The organism is Parasphingopyxis sp. (assembly GCF_028279465.1).
GTDB lineage: Bacteria > Pseudomonadota > Alphaproteobacteria > Sphingomonadales > Sphingomonadaceae > Parasphingopyxis.
On sequence record NZ_JANQNS010000015.1, the window covers coordinates 761,690 to 778,952 of the forward strand.

Consider the following 17,263-nt stretch of genomic DNA (forward strand, 5'->3'; position numbering starts at 1 on the left):
ATACACTCCGCTTGGGCTGAGCCTGTCGAAGCCCTGCCCTTCTCTCCGTTGCCAAAAGTAAAAACGACCCTTCGACAAGCTCAGGGTAAGCGGAAAGTTGACTAAGCTTCGTTCGGGATCGCTACCCCCGGTCGCTCGCATGCTCGTCGAGCAGATAGCGGACCAGCGGCTGCATCGTCTCGTCATAGCGGGCGAGTTGCACATGATCGTCGGTGTTGCTCAGATGCGAAACCAGGCAGCGCCCGTTCCAGAAATGCAGCGCGAAGGCCGGTGGGTCGGCGACGATCATCGCGCGATTGTCGGGCTTGCCGGGATCGATCGGCCGCAGGTCCAGCGCCACTTGCGGCGCGGTCGACGGCGTAACGATCAGCGGATGCCCTGCCCAGCCTGTCGAGATGGGGCGGTGTATATGGCCGGCGATCATACCGACAATATTGGTCGCGGGTTCGAGCGTTTCGCGCAAGCGGGCGATCCACTCGGCTTCGGGTTCGCTCGTCATCCAGGGTATGCCGGTTTCGATCGGTGGATGATGCAGCACGATCATGACCGGCTTGTCCGGTTCCTCGGCCAGCCTTTCGCTAAGCCAGGCGGCGCGCCGTTCGCAAAAGGCCCCGCCATGGCGGCCCGGTTCGAGCGTATCGAGCACGATGATACGGACCGGCCAGCGATCCTCATCGATCACATATTGGACGAAGCCGTCGGCCTTGGGCACTTCGGGGAAGAGTTTCGCAAAACCGTCGCGATCGTCATGATTGCCCATGCACGGCCAGACCGGAAAGGGGCAGCGGCCAAAGGCAGATTTCAGGCGGCGATAGCTGTCTGTATCGCCCTTGTCGGTCAGATCGCCGGTCGCGAGCAGAAGGTCGGGCTGCGGCTCCATCTTGCAAAGGCGCTCGAGCACCTGATCGAGCCGTCGCCGGTTGAATTCGGCCGGGTCGTCGGGGTCGAAACCAAGATGGATATCGGTAATCTGCGCAATCAGCATGAAGTTGGGCAACCCGTTTCTACCATGCAATATTCCCCCTTTTTCGGCCCGGTCCGGCTCAACGATCCCCGCGCGGATTGATCGTCAAACTCCCATAATCGCGGACGCTGCGCGGCCGCTGTCCACGATTGTTACGCGCACGGACGAGATATGGTGCCGCATCGTCCGCATGATAGCTGTGACACATAGCACAGGTCGAGACGATTTCGTCCCCGCTCGCCGTGCCCCCCGCATGGCATTCGCGGCATGTCGCGATTCCGGGCAGCAGCACATCGCTCGCTTCCTCGGATGTATCGGCTTCATGGCAGGTGCTGCAGTCCTCCGTCTCATGCGCGCCATGATCGAACCATCCGCTATGCATGTAGCGCGCTATCTGGCGCACCGGCATGATATCAAAGGATAGCGATGCGCGGATCGGCGGCCGCTCGACCTCATGGCAATCGAAACAGGCGCCGTCGCGCGAGAAGACCGCGCGGATCGCATCATCGGCCCGGGCAAAGCGGGTGCGCGCGGCGAACTGATACCGCCCCACCGTCCGCGCCCGGCTGTCCTCGCCCGGACGCCGCCGTTCCATACCGGACAGGTCGATGGGCCGACGCGGCGCCGTATTGCGGTAGAAAGCGCGGATATCGGCGATCACCATTTCCGGTTCGCCATGGCGCAATGTGCGGATTGTGCCGCCGATCAGATCGAAGGCGAGGCTGTGACACATCTGGCAATTGGCTTCCATACTGATCGGCTCGAAGCGTGTGCGATCCGGCGTCGGCACATGGCAGTCCGCGCAAGCGAGCGCCTCGCCGAAGCCATAATCCGCGCTCAGCCGCTGGGCCATCCGCGCCACGCCATTGGTTTCGGACAGATGCAGCTCGTGCGGAAATTTGAGGCCCGTATTCTCTTCCGGATTATCCTCGATGCTGACGCGGCGATAGCGCGCCATGCCGGTGTCATCGGCCGGCCGCGTCATGATGCGCGGCCGGAACTCCGGATGATCGTCGCCGAAATCATGGGCGTTGAAAATCTCGGTCTCGGTCAGCCGCGTATCGAGATCGGTATGGCAATCCGCGCAGAATTGCTGCGGCGCGGCCGCCATTTCGCCAGCCCCTTCATGTTCCAGATGGCAGGAGGCGCAACTTCTTTCGGGCCGGTTGAAGGTCGTCGCGACGGCCCGGAGAAACGCGCGGCCCGCGCCGAGTTCGGGCTCGGATTGCGCCATTATGTCCGCATCCGCATGGTCCGGAATATCCGTATGGCATTCGAGGCATGCGCTATCGCGAACCGAGACGAACGCCTCGACATGGCAGGCCTGGCAATCATTCGCGAGATTGGCATGCGCATCGGACATCGATCCGCTGATCCACAGCGTATCGCCATGGAAAATATCCGCGCGCTCTTCGACGCCCTTGTTCGAAACATAGGAATAGATTGGCCAGGCGAGGCAGGAAATGAGAATCAGCGCGACAAACGCCCAGGCGCTGACCCGTTTGCCGGGCACTGTACGGCCCAATGAGAAGAGGCGGCGCGTGCTGACCGGCTCCGGGCCTTCCTCGCGGTCCACGGTGATGACGATCCGGCCCTCTTCCTCGCCGGCGCCCATCGCGACGTCGAGCCGGTGCGGGCCGATCCGGATCGATCCGCCGCGCATGGCGTTGATATCGGCGCGCGCCGTCGACCGGCCGTTGACGACGAGTGGTAGGTTCTTCTCGCCCGAAACGGAGAGCAGATTGCGGCCGAGATCGCGGATCGTCGCATGGTGCAGCGTGACGCCGAGATCGGTGAGGACGATATCGCTGTCGGCGCTGCGGCCGATCTTCAGCTCGCTCTTGTCGACCGCGCTGGACCGGACGATCTCCCGGCCTCCCGAGGTGCGCGAACGATATCTGACGACAAAGCTCATCGCGCCCCTACCAGTAGAAGAATACGCTGATGATATGCGCGGAGAGCGCGGCGAGCAGCGCAAAAGTCACCGGCACATGGATGTAGAGCCAGATCTGCAGCAGCGCCTTGATTCTCAGATGCTGCCGGATGCGCGACAGGGCGGCCTGTTTGCGGGCCAGCAGCGCCTCGAGACGGTCATATAATTTGTCTTCCGGATCGTCGACAGGCTGCGGCCGCGCCCGGAACTCGGCCAATGCGCGGGCCGTCGCGCCGCCCCGATAGCGGCGGCCGAGCCGTTGCCGAATGCCCCCGTCGAAAGCGGTTTCATCGAGCGCCGCCTGCACGGTCGCAGCCGGGCCGGCATCGAGCGGCTGCGCGGCGTCGAAAAGCTGGCGATCGATATCCATTAGCGTTTCGAGCATCTGGACTTCGGTGGTCTCGTCGCGATTGTCGCTCAGCCGCCGTGGCAACAGGCCATAGGCCGTGATCCCGAATATACCGGTGACGATCACGATCATCATCAATACCCAGGCCAGCGTGTGCACGTTCCATCCGAGCTGGAATCCCGTGTGCAGCGTGCCGATCACCATCAGCGACAGGCCGAGATAGACATGGGCCGATGTCCAGGCCTTGAGCGACCAGCGCCCCGGCGTCATCGCGCGCTTGCGTACGCCCAGCATCGTCAGCCAGAGGATCAGCAGAACACCGACCGTGCCCAGCGTATAGCCGAGCCAGCTCCCGCCATTGTGGCGCGGTTCGACATCGATCAGCAGATAGGCGGCGATCAGCGTGATCGAGATGCCGAGCGCCATCTTGCCCCAATAGCCGCCGCGATAGCCGAGAAAGCCTTCATGTTTTGTCGGCAGGGACCGGCGACCGACGCCGGTGTCGCTCGCTCCGAGATCGGCCCCGCGCGACGCCATGCTCAGATCTGCTCCGTTTCGAGCCGGGATACCGACAGAAATTCTTCCGGCGCGACGCGGATCGCCGCGCCCGTCGGGCAGGCTCGGACACACGCCGCCCCACCCTCGATCCCGGCGCACATATCGCATTTGATCGCGACCTTGGGCGTGTCTTCTGAGACCCTATCGTCGATCCAGTCGCGGTCGGGTTCGCCCGGGCCGGGGCCCGTGCCAAAGAACAGCCAGCTCAACAGCGACGGTTTGGGCGGCGGGACCTTCTCCATCCGGATCACGTCATAGGGGCAGTTGCGCGGGCAATTCCCGCAACCGATACAGGTGTCGTCGATATAGACCTCGCCATCGTCCCCGCGATGGATCGCATTGGGCGGGCAATCGGCCATGCAATGCGGATGTTCGCAATGACGGCAACTGGTCGGCACATGGATATGCGCATAGGTGCGCCCCGCCTCGCGATTGAGCCGCGAAAGCCCGTCATGGCTGTCCGCGCAAGCCTTTTCGCAATTGTCGCAGCCGATGCAGAGATTCTCGTCGATCAGCAGTACGTCCGTGGCTTCGCCGATCCCGTTCTCGACGAGGAAGGAAGCGACCGAGCTATACATGTCGACGACGGTCGAGAAACTGTCCTTCTTCGCCTCGACGAAATTGTTGATATTCTCGCGCTCTTCCATCTCGCGGCGCGCATTGGCGAGAAGTTCGGGCTTGCTGTGCAGCAGCTCGCGAAAGGCGCGTCCATCGATGCGGATGACCTCGGATTTGATCGCCGCGCGGACCGTCGCCGTGCGCAGTGCTTCGTCGAGCAGCGCCATCTCTCCGACATAGGAACCGGCCGGTAGATAGGAGAGGAAGACCGGTTTGCGCCCGATCGATTTTTCGACGACCATCGAGCCCGAACGGATGACGAAGATGTCAAGGCCGTCATCGCCTTCCTCGATAATCGCCTCACCCGCCTTGACCTGCATGATCTCGGCGGTCCGCATGACATCGACCAGATCTTCCGATTTGAGGCCGGACCCGAACATCTGCAGTAACTGCCGTTCGGTCGAAATATAGGTGATCGCCCGCTTGGCCGCCGGCACGGTCGCCATGAGCTTCAGGATCGCCATGCGCGGAATTTCGACGGCGATTACATCCTCGCCCGCCCGGATCGTCGCGCCGCGCCGCCGGCCCGAGACGAGCCCGACCTCGCCAAAGATGCTGCCCTGTTCAATCTCCTGCGTCAGCGATCTGTCGGCGTCGCTGAGCTCGACCAACACATGGCCCTCGGCAATCCCGAAGATCGAGGAGCCCGGCTCGCTCTTTTCGAAGATCGTCGCGCCGCGGCGGTAATGATGAACCTCGGAATCGAGCATGAATTCCCGCATCTGCAGCGGCGAAAGATCGCGGAGGATGGACACGCGTTCGCGCAGGAAATCGAGCCAGTGATCGACCGTTCTGCTACCCGGCAGTCCTTTGAACTTGGCCTCGAGCAGCGGTTCGTCCGCCGGTTTCAGATCGGTATTGCCGTTGATGAACTCGACGACGTCATAGCCCTGGTTCATGCAATGCTTGATCAGCGGATAGCCGGCGAGCGCGCCGATCACGAAAATGCCCTTCTTCGTGGATTCGAACGCTGGCGAGAGCTTCGGAAAGGCCTCGCGATCCTCGCTCGCAAATTCGACGCCGCACGCCTCCACAAACTTGCGCGGCGGGGCCGAGCCGACCCGCGCGATCACCCGATCGCACCGGATTTTCGTCTGCCCGTCGCGCGTATCGAGCAGAATTTCGCCCGCGCGGAGCTCTGCCGGCGAGGTTTCCGTCATGATCGTAATGCGCCCCTGCTCCGCGGCCTGGGTGAGGAGTTTCACGTTGGCATCCTTGGCGCGCGCGAACTCGGCCGAGCGGTTGAGGATCGTCACCACATTGCCCTGTTCGGCATCGGCGGCGAGGCCGAGTGCATTCTCGATCCCCGCATCGCCCGATCCGATGACAGTGATATGCTCGTCGACATATTCGCCGGGATCGTCGAGCTGATACTGGACATGCGGCAAGTCCCCGCCCGGAACCCGCAATATGTTGGGATTGCCCTGCGTACCGATCGCCAGCACGACATTTTCCGCCTGGATCGTTTCACCATCGGCCAGCAGGATCCGGAAATTGCCGGCCTCCCCCTCGATCGCCGTGACGTCCGCGTTCAGGCGCACATTCACACCCTGCGCCGCCGCCTGCTCGTCCCAGGTACCGAGCACCTCCTCGCGCTTGCCGGCGTCGAAATCCATGTCCGAGCGCAGCACGAGCTGGCTCGGCGTCGCCATCACATGCTTGCCCTTCTGATATTTGTAGATGGTGTCCGAGAGGTGATCGGTTTTTTCGAGCAGAATATGCGGGATATCGAGTTGGGCGGCGCGCCCGGCGGCGCTCAGTCCGGCTGGTCCCGAGCCTATGATCGCGATCCGATAGGCGTCCGCCACTTAGCCTCCCTGCCCTCCGGCCAGTCTGCCAGGCAGCGAGGCTTGCCCTGCGTCCGCCTGTTCGTCTGTGCGCCCGATCACCACTCTATCATCTTTCGGGGGACAAGCTAGATAGTAGGGGCAAATTTATGGAAGGCGTAAACAATGGCTGAATCGCAGAAAACAGGCGATGAAACGGCGGGCAACGCGGCCCGCTACGCGCTGATCGCGGCAGCGGCGATCGCGACATTTTCGATCGGCTATGCAATCGCGCGCGGCGATGAACAGGGCGCGGCGGAATCCGGCGCGCCGCAGGGCACGGTGCAGGCGGAATCGATGGGCGACAGCGAGCTGGCCCAGGCGATCCCCGACCTCGAGGCGCGCGTCGAACAGCGGCCGGACGACGAACAGGGCTGGGCGCTGCTCGGCCTCTCCTATTTCCAGGCCGGCCGCTATGCCGATGCCGCGCAAGCCTATGGTCGCGCCAGCGAGCTGAACCCGACACTCGCCCGCTATCATTCGGCACGCGGCGAAGCGCTGGCTTTGGCCGCCGAGACCGGCTTTCCGACCGATGCGCGAGCGGCCTTCGCCCGGGCGCTCGAACTTGATCCCGCCGATCCGCGGGCCCGCTATTTCGAAGGCGTACGCAAGGATATCGATGGCGATCATGCGGGCGCGATCGACGACTGGATCGCGCTTTTGCGCGATACGCCGACCGATGCGCCCTGGGAAGCCGATCTCAGGCGGCTGATCGCGCAGGTATCGGACGAACACGGCATCGATGTCAGCGGCCGCGTCCCGCCGCCCGGTACAGTCGCGCAAAGCAATGTGCCCGAAGCGGCCACGCGCGCTATTCCCGGGCCGAGCGACGCGGAAATGCGCGCCGCGAGCCAGCTTCCGCAGGGCCAGCAGGACATGATGATCGAGGATATGGTCGAAGGCCTCGATCAGCGGCTTTCGCGCAATCCCAACGACGCCAATGGCTGGATCATGCTGATGCGCTCGCGCATGCAATTGGGACAGACGGCGCAAGCCGGGCAGGCTTGGCGCCGCGCGCGCGAAGCGTTTGCGGGCAATTCGGCGCAGCTTGAACGGATCAACGCCTCGGCACGGGCGCTTAGAGTGCCCGGCGCCTAGCTCTTAACGTCCCAATTTCCGAACTTGTCGACCACAGCGTCGATCAGCGCGGCCTCGTTCGGCACTCTGCCAGCGAGCACAAGCTGCGCTAGACCATGGACGAGCGCCAGTGACTGGATCGTCGCGACTTCGCGGTCCCGGTCGCTCGCATCCGGCGGCAGCAGTGCCGCGATATTGTCCTTGAGCAACCGCCCGGCGCGATCGTCGCCGACGACCTCGCCTTCCGCGCATCTGCCGGACAGATGCATATAGCTCGTCATCAGCCGGAACAACGCCGGATGGGCGAGCGCGAAATGCACATAGGCCTGGCCGATGGCACGGAAACTCGCATCACGCTTCCGGTGCTGCGCTGCCGCCGCCTCCTGCGCATCGGCGAGCTTTTCGAACCCCGCATCGACGAGCGCCGCCATGAGCGCATCCTTGTCCGGGAAATGCCGGTAGACGGCCGTGGCGCTAACGCCGGTCTCGCGCGCCACTTCGCGCAGGCCGATTGCGCCCCCCGCCTTGGTTTCGAGCAGCTTGAGGCCCGTAGCGATCAGCGCGCTACGCAGGTCGCCATGATGATAGGCTTGCTTCTTCGATCGGGTCGCCGTCTTTTCCATGTTGACACTGTTACCATCGCTCAGTTAACACTGTCAACATACCGATTCGCCCCTATCGAGGAAATCCCAGCCATGGCCAGCGTCATCGAAAAAACCATCCGCAAAACCGTCACCACCGGCATTATCGGCATGTCCAAGGTCAACGCCGCGCTCAAAACGCGCAGCGACGATCATCCCTATCTGACCGGCATTCACACGCCGATGACCAAGGAACTGACGCTGACCGAACTCTCCGTCGATGGCGAAATTCCAACCGATCTCGACGGCCGCTATCTGCGCATCGGACCCAACCCGGTCACGCCGCCCAAGCCCGCCACCTATCACTGGTTTATCGGCGACGGCATGGCGCACGGGTTGCGGATCAAGAACGGCAAGGCAGAATGGTATCGCAATCGCTGGATCCGCTCCGCCGAGGTCAGCGAAGCGCTGGGCGAGCCACCGGTCCCCTGCCCCGACAATCGCGAACCGGGCACCGCCAATACCAATATCATCGGGCAAAACGGCCGCACCTGGGCGATCGTGGAAGCCGGAAATTCTCCGGTCGAGCTGAACGAGGAGCTCGAGACGCTCGCGATCAATCCGTTCGACGAGACGCTCAAAGGCCCCTTCTCCGCCCATCCGCATCTCGATCCCGATACCGGCGAGATGCACTCGATCTGCTACAAGGCCGATGTTCAGGATACAGTCTGGCACACGGTCCTTGGCCCGGACGGCCGGGTAATCCGCGAGGAGCCGATTGCGGTCGAGCATGGCCCAAGCATTCACGATTGCGCGATCACGAAAAACTACGTGATCGTCATGGACCTCCCCGTCACCTTCTCGATGAAGACGCTGATCGCAGGCCACCCCTTCCCCTATCGCTGGAACCCGGATCACAAGGCGCGGATCGGCCTGATGCCACGTACCGGCACGAACGCCGATATCGTCTGGCACGATATCGAGCCTTGCTACGTCTTCCATCCGGCCAATGCCTATGAGCGCGAGGATGGTTCCGTCGTCATGGACGTCGTCGCCCATAATCACATGTTCACCGACGGCCATGACGGCCCGGACGGCTCGAAGAGTGCGTTCGAACGCTGGACCATCGATGCCAAGGGCGGCCCCGTCCAGCGCACGGTTATCGACGCGTCGAACCAAGAATTCCCGCGCTTCGACGAGCGGCTGACCGGCAAGCCCTATCGCTATGCCTATTGCATGGCGGCCGAGGGCAGCAACGAAACGCCGGGCCTCATCAACGATACGCGGCTCTACAAATATGACGTGGAGACCGGCGAACGGCAGGTCCACGAGTTCGGGCCGAAGCGGCACCCGGGCGAATTCGTCTTCGTGCCGCGCGGAGAGGGCGAGGAAAACGGATATCTGGTCGGCCTGGTCGTCGATATGAATGACGAGAGCACCGATTTCGTGATCCTCGATGCGGCAAACTTCACCGCCGATCCGGTCGCGACGATCCACCTGCCGCACCGCATCCCGCCGGGCTTCCACGGCAACTGGGTCGACGCCACCTAAACCGTCTCACCGAAACGGAGAGCACAGCAGATGACGCGCCTGCCAATCCTGATCTACGCCCTGATTGCGCTGAGCAGCCTTATTCTGGGCGCGCTCTACATCTTCTCGCCAACCTTCATGCCCTATCATGGCGTCGCGGTTGGCGCGGAATGGAGCGAGGTTCCGCCCGAATATCGGGTCCTGATCGGCGCGTTGCTCGATGTCGCGGGCGGCGGCTGGGTCGCGCTGACATTGGCGCTCTTCGCCCTGATCGCCTTTCCAATCCGCCGCGGCGAGCGCTGGGCGCGCTACACGGCGCCGCTGCTGGTGCTCGCCTTCAACATCCCGACATTATGGGCGACGCTCAACGTCTTCTGGTACAGCCCGGCAACACCGCCCTGGTATGGCGTTGCCGGTACGTGCGCGGCCGCACTGCTCGCGCTGGCCATCGACCAGCCGTGGCGGGAAGCTGAGACGCCTTTCGCGGCGACCGATTGAAACGAAAGGCAAGACCTAATTCCCCTCCCCTTGATGGCGAGGGGTTAGGGGTGGGGTGATGTCGCCTCATGCGCTGCGCTCAACAGACAGATCACCCCCACCCAACCTTCCCCCATCAAGGGGGAGGGCTTATGCGGTGTTGCGATTTCGCAAAGCCTGGATTTCGACCCGACAAACAAAACCCCGTTGCAATCCCTTGTGCAGTGCCGCATGATTCTATTCACAGGACTGAACACAAGCGATTGAGCCAATGACGAAGCCATGGACACCCGATAGCTGGAGGGATGCGACCGGCATCCAGATGCCCGCCTATGACGATGCGGCGGCGCTCGCATCCGTCGAAAATACGCTCGCCGATTATCCGCCGCTGATCTTTGCCGGCGAGGCGAAGCAGCTGCGCACGGACCTCTCGGAAGTGGCCGAGGGCAAGGCGTTCCTGCTGCAGGGCGGCGATTGCGCGGAGAGCTTCGCCGAGTTCAACCCGACCAATATCCGCGACACGTTCCGCGTGATCCTGCAGATGGCGGTCGTCCTGACTTACGCCTCGAAAGTGCCGGTCGTGAAGGTCGGGCGCATGGCCGGGCAGTTCGCCAAGCCGCGCTCCTCGGACGTCGAGGAGCAGGACGGCGTCACCCTGCCCTCCTATCGCGGCGATATCGTCAACGATATCGGTTTCGACGAAGCGGCGCGCGTGCCCGATCCGCAGCGCATGATCCGCGCCTATTCTCAGGCTTCGGCGACGCTCAACCTGCTGCGCGCCTATGCGTCGGGCGGCTATGCGAACCTGCATCAGGTCCATAGCTGGACGCTCGATTTCATGGGCAAGAGCCCCTGGGCGCAGAAGTTCGAGGAGCTGGCCGGCCGCATCGGCGATGCGCTGCAGTTCATGGACGCCTGCGGCATCGACGCCGACCGGGTGCCACAGCTCAATGGCACGCAATTCTATGTGAGCCACGAGGCGCTGTTGCTGCCCTATGAGGAAGCGCTGACCCGGCAGGACAGCGCCACCGGCGACTGGTACGATACCTCGGCCCATTTCGTCTGGATCGGCGACCGCACGCGCTTCGAGGATAGCGCCCATGTCGAATTTTTCCGCGGTATCGCCAATCCGATCGGCATAAAATGCGGGCCCAGCCTCGATCCGGATGATCTGCTCACGCTGCTCGACACGCTCGATCCCGAGCGCTCGCCGGGCCGCATCACGCTGATCAGCCGCTTCGGCCATGACAAGGTCGAAGAGGGCCTTGCTCCGCTCGTCCGCAAGGTGAAGGCCGAGGGCCATCCGGTGATCTGGTCCTGCGATCCGATGCACGGCAATACGATCAAGGCGGCCACGGGCTACAAGACGCGGCCCTTCGACCGCATCCTCGACGAAGTCCGCGGCTTCTTCGCCGTCCACCGGGCCGAGGGCACCTATGGCGGCGGCATCCATTGCGAGATGACCGGGCAGGACGTCACCGAATGCACGGGCGGCGCGATCGACGTCACCGAGCAGGACCTCTCCGACCGCTACCACACCCATTGCGACCCGCGCCTGAATGCGGGCCAGAGCATCGAACTGGCGTTCCTGCTGGCGGAAATGCTGAACGAAGAGAATGGACGGCGGGAGAAGGAGGCCGAGGCGGCTTAGGCTATAGATCGTCGAAGAAGTCTTGGAGGATCTCCACCTCTTCGATGATAACCTGCCGGACTGTTACCCCAAGTTGCAGGTCCTTTAGCAACTCGCACAGTAGCTCTCCGTCAATCAGGTCAATTGCCGGAGCTCCATCTCGCGTAGCTTCCTGCCTCGCGTCAGGTGTAAATGAACCAGTCGTGATGATTAGCCCTTTGTCAGCGCGTCCCTGCATCGCTCCGCGAAAATCACGGACCGCGGGGGCGCCGACTGAACCCTTGTACCGCTTGCATTGAAAGCGAACATGGAACGATAGGAGGTTGAGGCGCAAAACGCCCTGCCCGTCAATTCCACCGTCGCCCGACCGGCCAGTAACCTCCACTCTCGTAAACCCATTTTCGCGCAACATTCTCTGGCTGAGACGCTCGAACGCGGCAGGGTCAATCGATTGTAGCTTTGACAGAAGCTTCTCAGACCATTCGGGCTCGGAACTTGAGGTGTTTGGATCATGATCGCTGTCGAGTGAAAGCTCCTCTTGTTCCTTTTTCTTCTGCCAGTCTCGACGGGCTGCCTCAGCAACGAGTTCTCGCACCTGCTGATCATCCAATTGCGCAGCACGTCGACCTTCTTCGGTCAGCACCCAAACACCCCGCTTAGGATTGGCGAGAAATCCAGGATACTTCAAATAGCTACGCGCCCAAGACATCCTGTCCGGGATCATCAACGCTCCGCTCTTTTCGTAGGTTGCAGACAGCTGTCGCTCGCTTAGATTAAATGCTGCGATTAAGCCTGTTTCTATTTCCTCGATAGTTGCCGACCCTCCCTTCTGATCTAGCAAACTTAACGTTGGCAAGAAAAAGTCGTCGTACTTCGGTAGATCATCCGCCATCACATAATCCTCAAAGTTTCCTATCGGCATTCCTCTGCGATATCTGCGGCAAGTTTAGATCAATCTCAACTCAAACCAATAATCAAAAACTATCTCTGTTTGCTCTCAGATCGCATGTGCCCGTAACCGGGCCGGCCTGATCACTTCGGAAGTGATCGCCGATCCGATTTCCCTGTCCTACACACCCTCTGCCCTGCTATTCTCCGCCCCGCTCTTTGAACGCGTCGATCTCGTGCGACTGATCGCATAGCCGAACTCGCGCCCGCGCCGCTGGCCCCGCTGTGCGTCTACTTTGTCAACTTTGGATAGGATTGCCGGGCGGACCCCTGCCGTGTGTCAACCAGTGTCAACCGGGCGGGAACTTTAGAAGCCTCCCCGGTACGCGCGCCGGGTTGGATTGCCCCCCCCCGCAATCCAAGTCCGGTCCGGGGGACTGGACGACCCGAAACGGGTGGCGGCCTGCAGGGCTGTCGAACGCGTCGTCGCACCGCCCCAACCGCCTCAAATATATCGGGAAATTGCGGCGGCGCCAACGCGTCGGCACCTGCGTCACTAACGGCATATTCACCATAAATCTCAATGCTCCTTTGACGCGCCGCCTCCATACTTTCGAAAGATGTTGGAGTATTGGGTGACCATCGTGCGCATGTAATCGACATGCACACGCAGGAACTTGGACGAGGGCAGAGCCAGTCTGCCCGTTTTGGCGAGACACTATGTGACGTACGAAAATCCAGATTCTCGCGAATTCAATCATCGCAACTCGATGCGGCAAGAGAGATCGGAAAGACGTGCCGCAAGACGATGGCCCATTCTGATGGAAGTGCCGGTTTCTTTGGGTGGTAAGGAAATGGGCGAATCGCGAACTCTGGATATTTCCGAGATCAGTTTTGCCGGCTCCGCATATGCACGGTTCCAGATTGGGCAGACGATCTTCGTGGAGATCGACGGAATTGGCATTGTTCCGGCGAAGATCGTCCGAACCGCCGGCAGTCGCTTCGCCGCACGCTTCTTCGAGCCCATCGACCTCAAACTCATCGGCCTGCTGGCAGGAACACCGGAGTTCTCTTAGCGGAAAACTGCATGCCGACCGCCAAAGACTGACGCCGGACGACTGCACTAATCCCATCATTGCGACCCCGGCTCTTATAAGCCGGGAAAGCAATCCGGAACCGCACGATACATTTTCCAGCTCTGGGTTGCCGCGCTGCCTTACGGCTCCTCGCAATGAAACTGATATCAATCGGCGGGTTTACCGAAACTCAACGCCCTCGAATTCACCGCTGTTCAGCCATCCGTCCAGATAGGCGAAATAGGCCTGCGCGCCGTGCGGATAGCCGACGAAATATCTGGATTCGTCGGTCGGCTGGCCCTCATTATTGTAATAGCCGGGCGTGCATTCAGTCGAGCCGATGACCATGCCGGGGCCGGTCATCAGCAGTGCGACCCATTGGTCCTGCGCCTCTTTCGTGACTTCGACCTCTTTCGCGCCGCTCTTCAACGCATGTGCGATCATGATCGCGATGGCGCGGGCGCATTCGACGAGATTGTGCGGATAGTTTGAAATCAGATGCGCGCCTTGGGCCGACTGGACGAGGAACAGGTTTGGAAAGCCATGGACGTGAATGCCATGTTTCGAGCGCATCCCCTCCTCCCAGGCCTCGGTCAGCGTCAGCCCGTCGCGCCCTACCGGATGGAAACCCATCTGCCGCTCCAGCGTCGTGCCGACCTCGAAACCCGTCGCATAGATGATGCAATCGACTTCATATTCTTCGCCCGCGACGACCACGCCCTTTTCAGTGATCCGCGCGGCACCCTGCCCGTCGGTATCGATGAGATGCGTGTTGGGGTTGTTGAAGGATTGCAGATATTCGTCATGAAAGCAGGGGCGCTTGCAGAGCTGGCGGTACCAAGCCTTGAGTTTCGCAGCCGTCTCACCATCGCCGACGACCTCGTCCGTGCGCGCACGGATTTCGGTCATTTTCTGCAGGTCCGCATCTTCCCAGGCGGCCAACATGTTCTCGACCGTCAGCTGGTCGGGCGGCAAATCCTTGATCCGCTCACGGAAGCGGCGGGTGAGGTCGGTCCAGCCATCCTGCACCAGGTCCTCGTTGGCATAGCCGAGGCCCTGATTGGCAGTGAAATTGTCGAGCCAGCGCTTTTGCCAGCCTTCGGTCGCGATCTCCTCGAACCAGTCCGGATCGATCGGTTCGTTATTGCGGATATCGATCGACGAAGGCGTGCGCTGGATAACGAACACTTCCTTCGCGGCGCGCGAAAGATGCGGAACGATCTGCACGGCAGTCGCGCCGGTACCGATGATCGCGACGCGCTTGTCGGCCAGCCCCTCCAGCAAGGTGCCGTCTGGGTCGCCACCGGTATAGTCATAATCCCAGCGGCTCGTGTGGAAGCTGTGGCCTTTGAAGCTATCGATACCGGGGATACCCGGCAGCTTCGGAACGTGGAGCGGTCCCGTGCCCAGCCCGACAAAATCGGCCGTGAAATTATCGCCGCGATCGGTGGTGATGCGCCAGCGGGACTGTTCGGCTTCCCAGACCATGGACTCCACCTTCGTGTGGAAGACGGCCTTGTCGTACAGATCGTAATGCTCGCCGATCCGCCGGCAATGATCGAGGATTTCCGGCGCGTGGACGTACTTCTCCGATGGCATATGCCCGGTCTCTTCAAGCAGCGGCATATAGACCATCGCCGCCGTATCGCATTGCGCGCCCGGGTAGCGGTTCCAGTACCAGGTGCCGCCGAAATCGCCGCCCTTTTCGAGGATGCGGATATCTTCGATGCCCGCTTCCTTGAGCCGCGCGCCCGATACCAGCCCCGAAAAGCCGCCGCCAACAAAGGCATAGGTGACGTGATCGGTCAGCGGCTCGCGCGCGGTGCGTTCGCTATACGGGTCTTCGGCATAATGGGCGAGCTGGCCCTTGAGCTCGAGATATTGCTCATTGCCGTCTTCGCGCAACCGCTTGTCGCGTTCTTCGGCATATCTCGCGAGGATCGCGGCTTTTTGGTCTTGATCGATCGTCGCAGTGCTGGCCATGGCTTTCCTCTGACGTAAACGGAAATCGGACACCGCATCTTGTGCGTATCGCGACGCATCAGGTCAACCGGCCAGCCTCGCGCAATCGCACCGACAGTCTCGACAATCGGGCGAATATGTTTAGCGTTCCGTAGCGGAACAAAGGGGTAAAGAATGTATACAGTCGAACTGACGGAATCGCTGTTTACGGCGCAGACGGACACGCCGTTTCGCGCGACGACGATCGCGGAAATGCTGCGCGAGCAGGCAGAGGAACGCGGCGACAAACTGGCGCTGCGCGAGCTGCTCGAAGATGGCAGTATCGACCGGGAATGGAGCTACGCGGAACTGCTGGCCGATAGCGAGAAGCTGGCCCGGGCGCTGGCTGCGCGGCATGATCGCGGCGCGCGCATTGCCATCATGGCGAACAATCTGCCGGAATGGATATTGATGGAATGCGCCTCGGCGATAGCGGGCCTTACGCTTGTGACCGTCAACCCCGCCTTCAATGCCCGCGAGCTGCGCTATGTGCTCGAGCAATCGGCGTCGCAAGCCGTCTATTATGTAGCCGCCGTGCGGGGCAATCCGTTAGGGCCGATCGTCGAGACGGCCTGCGAGGGCCTGGCGGCGATCGCGCATAAAATCCTGCTAACGGACCATGACGCGCTGTTCACTGGCCATGAGAGCGGCGAAACGCGCGCGACCGAGCCGGACGATGTCGTCCAGATTCAATATACGTCCGGCACGACCGGCTTTCCAAAGGGCGCGCTGCTGCATCAGAAAGGTTTGATCCAGAATGCAGCCGACATATTCCGCCGTACCAAGGCGTCGGCCGACGACAGTCTGGTGCTGATGGTGCCGCTGTTCCACACCGCCGGTTGCGCGATATCCGTGCTCGGCTCGCTGACGCACGGCATGACGATCCTGCTCGCACCGGGTTACGATCCGCAGATGATCGCGCGCGTTATTGAGCGCGAACGCCCGACGATGACGGGCGGTGTGCCGACGATGCTGTTCGGTCTTGTCGAAGAAGCGGAGAAGACCGGGCGCGACCTCAGCTCGATCAAGGGCGTCACCTGTGGCGGCGCGATGGTGGCCCCCGAACTCTCCCGCCGCGTGCGCGAAACGATCGGCGCCACGATCCAGATCATCTACGGCCAGACCGAGGCATCGCCCGGCATAACAATGGCTGGCATAGACGATGCCGAAGAGGATTTGACTCAGACGATCGGCCAGTCCCTCCCGCATATGGATGTCGCCATCCTAGAGGCGGGCGGCAGCCGCGTCTGCGATATCGGCGAGCAGGGCGAGATCTGCGTGCGCGGCTACAACGTCATGACCGGCTATAACGACAACCCGGAAGCCACGGCCGAAACCATCGATGCTAACGGCTGGCTGCGCACCGGCGATCTCGGCACGATGGACGCACGCGGCTATCTGAAGATCACGGGCCGGGTGAAGGAGATGATCATCCGCGGCGGCGAAAATCTGTTTCCGGCCGAAATCGAGAATGCGATGCTCGAACATCCGGCGCTGGCCGAAGTCGCCGTGGTGGGCGTGCCCGACGAGAAATGGGGCGAACTCGTCGCCTGTTTCATGCGTGCCGGGGATGGTGAGAAACCGGATGCCGACGATCTCAAGACTTTCGTGCGCGAGCGGCTGGCGCCGCACAAGACGCCGTCATTCTGGATTTGGGTCGACGAGTGGCCGATGACGGGCTCGGGCAAAATCCAGAAATTCGCCATGGCCGAAGCATTCGAACGCGGCGAATATGATGCGCTGACCGCGTAAGCG

General features: G+C 61.8%; 13 protein-coding genes. 6 read left to right on the forward strand and 7 right to left on the reverse strand.

What is annotated here, in order from left to right:
* Positions 1–121 precede the first annotated feature (121 nt).
* Genes Q0974_RS13190 through Q0974_RS13205 form a run of 4 tightly spaced genes read right to left on the reverse strand, consistent with a single transcriptional unit; the run spans position 122 to position 6,230 of the window.
* Positions 122–985 carry a phosphodiesterase gene (locus tag Q0974_RS13190; RefSeq protein WP_299328360.1) on the reverse strand — a complete coding sequence of 288 codons (864 nt, stop codon included), beginning with the start codon at positions 983–985 and terminating at the stop codon, positions 122–124.
* Between the two features lie 58 nt (positions 986–1,043).
* The gene (locus Q0974_RS13195; protein WP_299328362.1) at positions 1,044–2,879 is read right to left on the reverse strand and encodes a cytochrome c3 family protein; all 1,836 of its coding nucleotides are present in this window, start codon (positions 2,877–2,879) and stop codon (positions 1,044–1,046) included.
* Between the two features lie 7 nt (positions 2,880–2,886).
* Positions 2,887–3,783: a hypothetical protein gene (locus Q0974_RS13200; protein WP_299328365.1), complete on the reverse strand. Its 897-nt coding sequence runs from the start codon at positions 3,781–3,783 to the stop codon at positions 2,887–2,889.
* 2 nt (positions 3,784–3,785) lie between these two features.
* Entirely contained in the window at positions 3,786–6,230 is a 2,445-nt protein-coding gene (locus tag Q0974_RS13205; RefSeq protein ID WP_299328367.1) for a cyclic nucleotide-binding domain-containing protein, read from the reverse strand.
* 144 nt (positions 6,231–6,374) lie between these two features.
* Here Q0974_RS13205 and Q0974_RS13210 point away from each other — a divergent pair, with 144 nt between their 5' ends.
* Entirely contained in the window at positions 6,375–7,346 is a 972-nt protein-coding gene (locus Q0974_RS13210; protein ID WP_299328370.1) for a tetratricopeptide repeat protein, read from the forward strand.
* Here the strand turns inward: Q0974_RS13210 and Q0974_RS13215 are convergent.
* Complete coding sequence (locus Q0974_RS13215; protein ID WP_299328373.1) at positions 7,343–7,948, reverse strand: TetR/AcrR family transcriptional regulator; 606 nt, start codon at positions 7,946–7,948, stop codon at positions 7,343–7,345. The two genes, Q0974_RS13210 and Q0974_RS13215, sit on opposite strands and share 4 nt — an antisense overlap.
* Before the next feature lie 72 nt (positions 7,949–8,020).
* Between Q0974_RS13215 and Q0974_RS13220 the strand changes: the two genes are divergently transcribed.
* From Q0974_RS13220 to Q0974_RS13230, 3 genes are all read left to right on the forward strand, one after another.
* On the forward strand, positions 8,021–9,457 hold the full coding sequence (locus Q0974_RS13220) for a carotenoid oxygenase family protein (protein ID WP_299328376.1): 1,437 nt from the start codon (positions 8,021–8,023) through the stop codon (positions 9,455–9,457).
* A gap of 30 nt (positions 9,458–9,487) precedes the next feature.
* Entirely contained in the window at positions 9,488–9,934 is a 447-nt protein-coding gene (locus Q0974_RS13225; RefSeq protein ID WP_299328379.1) for a hypothetical protein, read from the forward strand.
* A gap of 250 nt (positions 9,935–10,184) precedes the next feature.
* Positions 10,185–11,564, forward strand: coding sequence for a class II 3-deoxy-7-phosphoheptulonate synthase (locus Q0974_RS13230; protein WP_299328382.1), 1,380 nt, complete (start codon positions 10,185–10,187; stop codon positions 11,562–11,564).
* Between the two features lies 1 nt (position 11,565).
* Here Q0974_RS13230 and Q0974_RS13235 read toward each other — a convergent pair whose 3' ends face one another.
* Positions 11,566–12,435 (reverse strand): restriction endonuclease, encoded by an 870-nt coding sequence (locus Q0974_RS13235; protein ID WP_299328385.1) that lies wholly within the window; start codon positions 12,433–12,435, stop codon positions 11,566–11,568.
* A gap of 817 nt (positions 12,436–13,252) precedes the next feature.
* Here Q0974_RS13235 and Q0974_RS13240 point away from each other — a divergent pair.
* A complete protein-coding gene (locus Q0974_RS13240) occupies positions 13,253–13,507 on the forward strand; it encodes a hypothetical protein (protein ID WP_299328388.1) in 255 nt (84 codons plus the stop codon).
* A 180-nt stretch (positions 13,508–13,687) separates the two neighbouring features.
* On the opposite strand, the gene Q0974_RS13245 is transcribed toward Q0974_RS13240, so the two are convergent.
* A complete protein-coding gene (locus Q0974_RS13245) occupies positions 13,688–15,490 on the reverse strand; it encodes an NAD(P)/FAD-dependent oxidoreductase (protein WP_299328390.1) in 1,803 nt (600 codons plus the stop codon).
* 153 nt (positions 15,491–15,643) lie between these two features.
* Here Q0974_RS13245 and Q0974_RS13250 point away from each other — a divergent pair, with 153 nt between their 5' ends.
* Positions 15,644–17,260 carry an AMP-binding protein gene (locus Q0974_RS13250; RefSeq protein WP_299328392.1) on the forward strand — a complete coding sequence of 539 codons (1,617 nt, stop codon included), beginning with the start codon at positions 15,644–15,646 and terminating at the stop codon, positions 17,258–17,260.
* The last annotated feature ends 3 nt before the right edge of the window (positions 17,261–17,263 follow it).

Excerpts from the sequence above, each read along its gene's own strand:
- Q0974_RS13190 (WP_299328360.1), bottom strand. The coding sequence starts at position 985 with ATGCTGATTGCGCAGATTACCGATATCCATCTTGGTTTCGACCCCGAC.
- Q0974_RS13195 (WP_299328362.1), bottom strand. The coding sequence starts at position 2,879 with ATGAGCTTTGTCGTCAGATATCGTTCGCGCACCTCGGGAGGCCGGGAG.
- Q0974_RS13200 (WP_299328365.1), bottom strand. The coding sequence starts at position 3,783 with ATGGCGTCGCGCGGGGCCGATCTCGGAGCGAGCGACACCGGCGTCGGT.
- Q0974_RS13210 (WP_299328370.1), top strand. The coding sequence starts at position 6,375 with ATGGCTGAATCGCAGAAAACAGGCGATGAAACGGCGGGCAACGCGGCC.
- Q0974_RS13215 (WP_299328373.1), bottom strand. The coding sequence starts at position 7,948 with ATGGAAAAGACGGCGACCCGATCGAAGAAGCAAGCCTATCATCATGGC.
- Q0974_RS13220 (WP_299328376.1), top strand. The coding sequence starts at position 8,021 with ATGGCCAGCGTCATCGAAAAAACCATCCGCAAAACCGTCACCACCGGC.
- Q0974_RS13225 (WP_299328379.1), top strand. The coding sequence starts at position 9,488 with ATGACGCGCCTGCCAATCCTGATCTACGCCCTGATTGCGCTGAGCAGC.
- Q0974_RS13230 (WP_299328382.1), top strand. The coding sequence starts at position 10,185 with ATGACGAAGCCATGGACACCCGATAGCTGGAGGGATGCGACCGGCATC.
- Q0974_RS13235 (WP_299328385.1), bottom strand. The coding sequence starts at position 12,435 with ATGGCGGATGATCTACCGAAGTACGACGACTTTTTCTTGCCAACGTTA.
- Q0974_RS13240 (WP_299328388.1), top strand. The coding sequence starts at position 13,253 with ATGGAAGTGCCGGTTTCTTTGGGTGGTAAGGAAATGGGCGAATCGCGA.
- Q0974_RS13245 (WP_299328390.1), bottom strand. The coding sequence starts at position 15,490 with ATGGCCAGCACTGCGACGATCGATCAAGACCAAAAAGCCGCGATCCTC.
- Q0974_RS13250 (WP_299328392.1), top strand. The coding sequence starts at position 15,644 with ATGTATACAGTCGAACTGACGGAATCGCTGTTTACGGCGCAGACGGAC.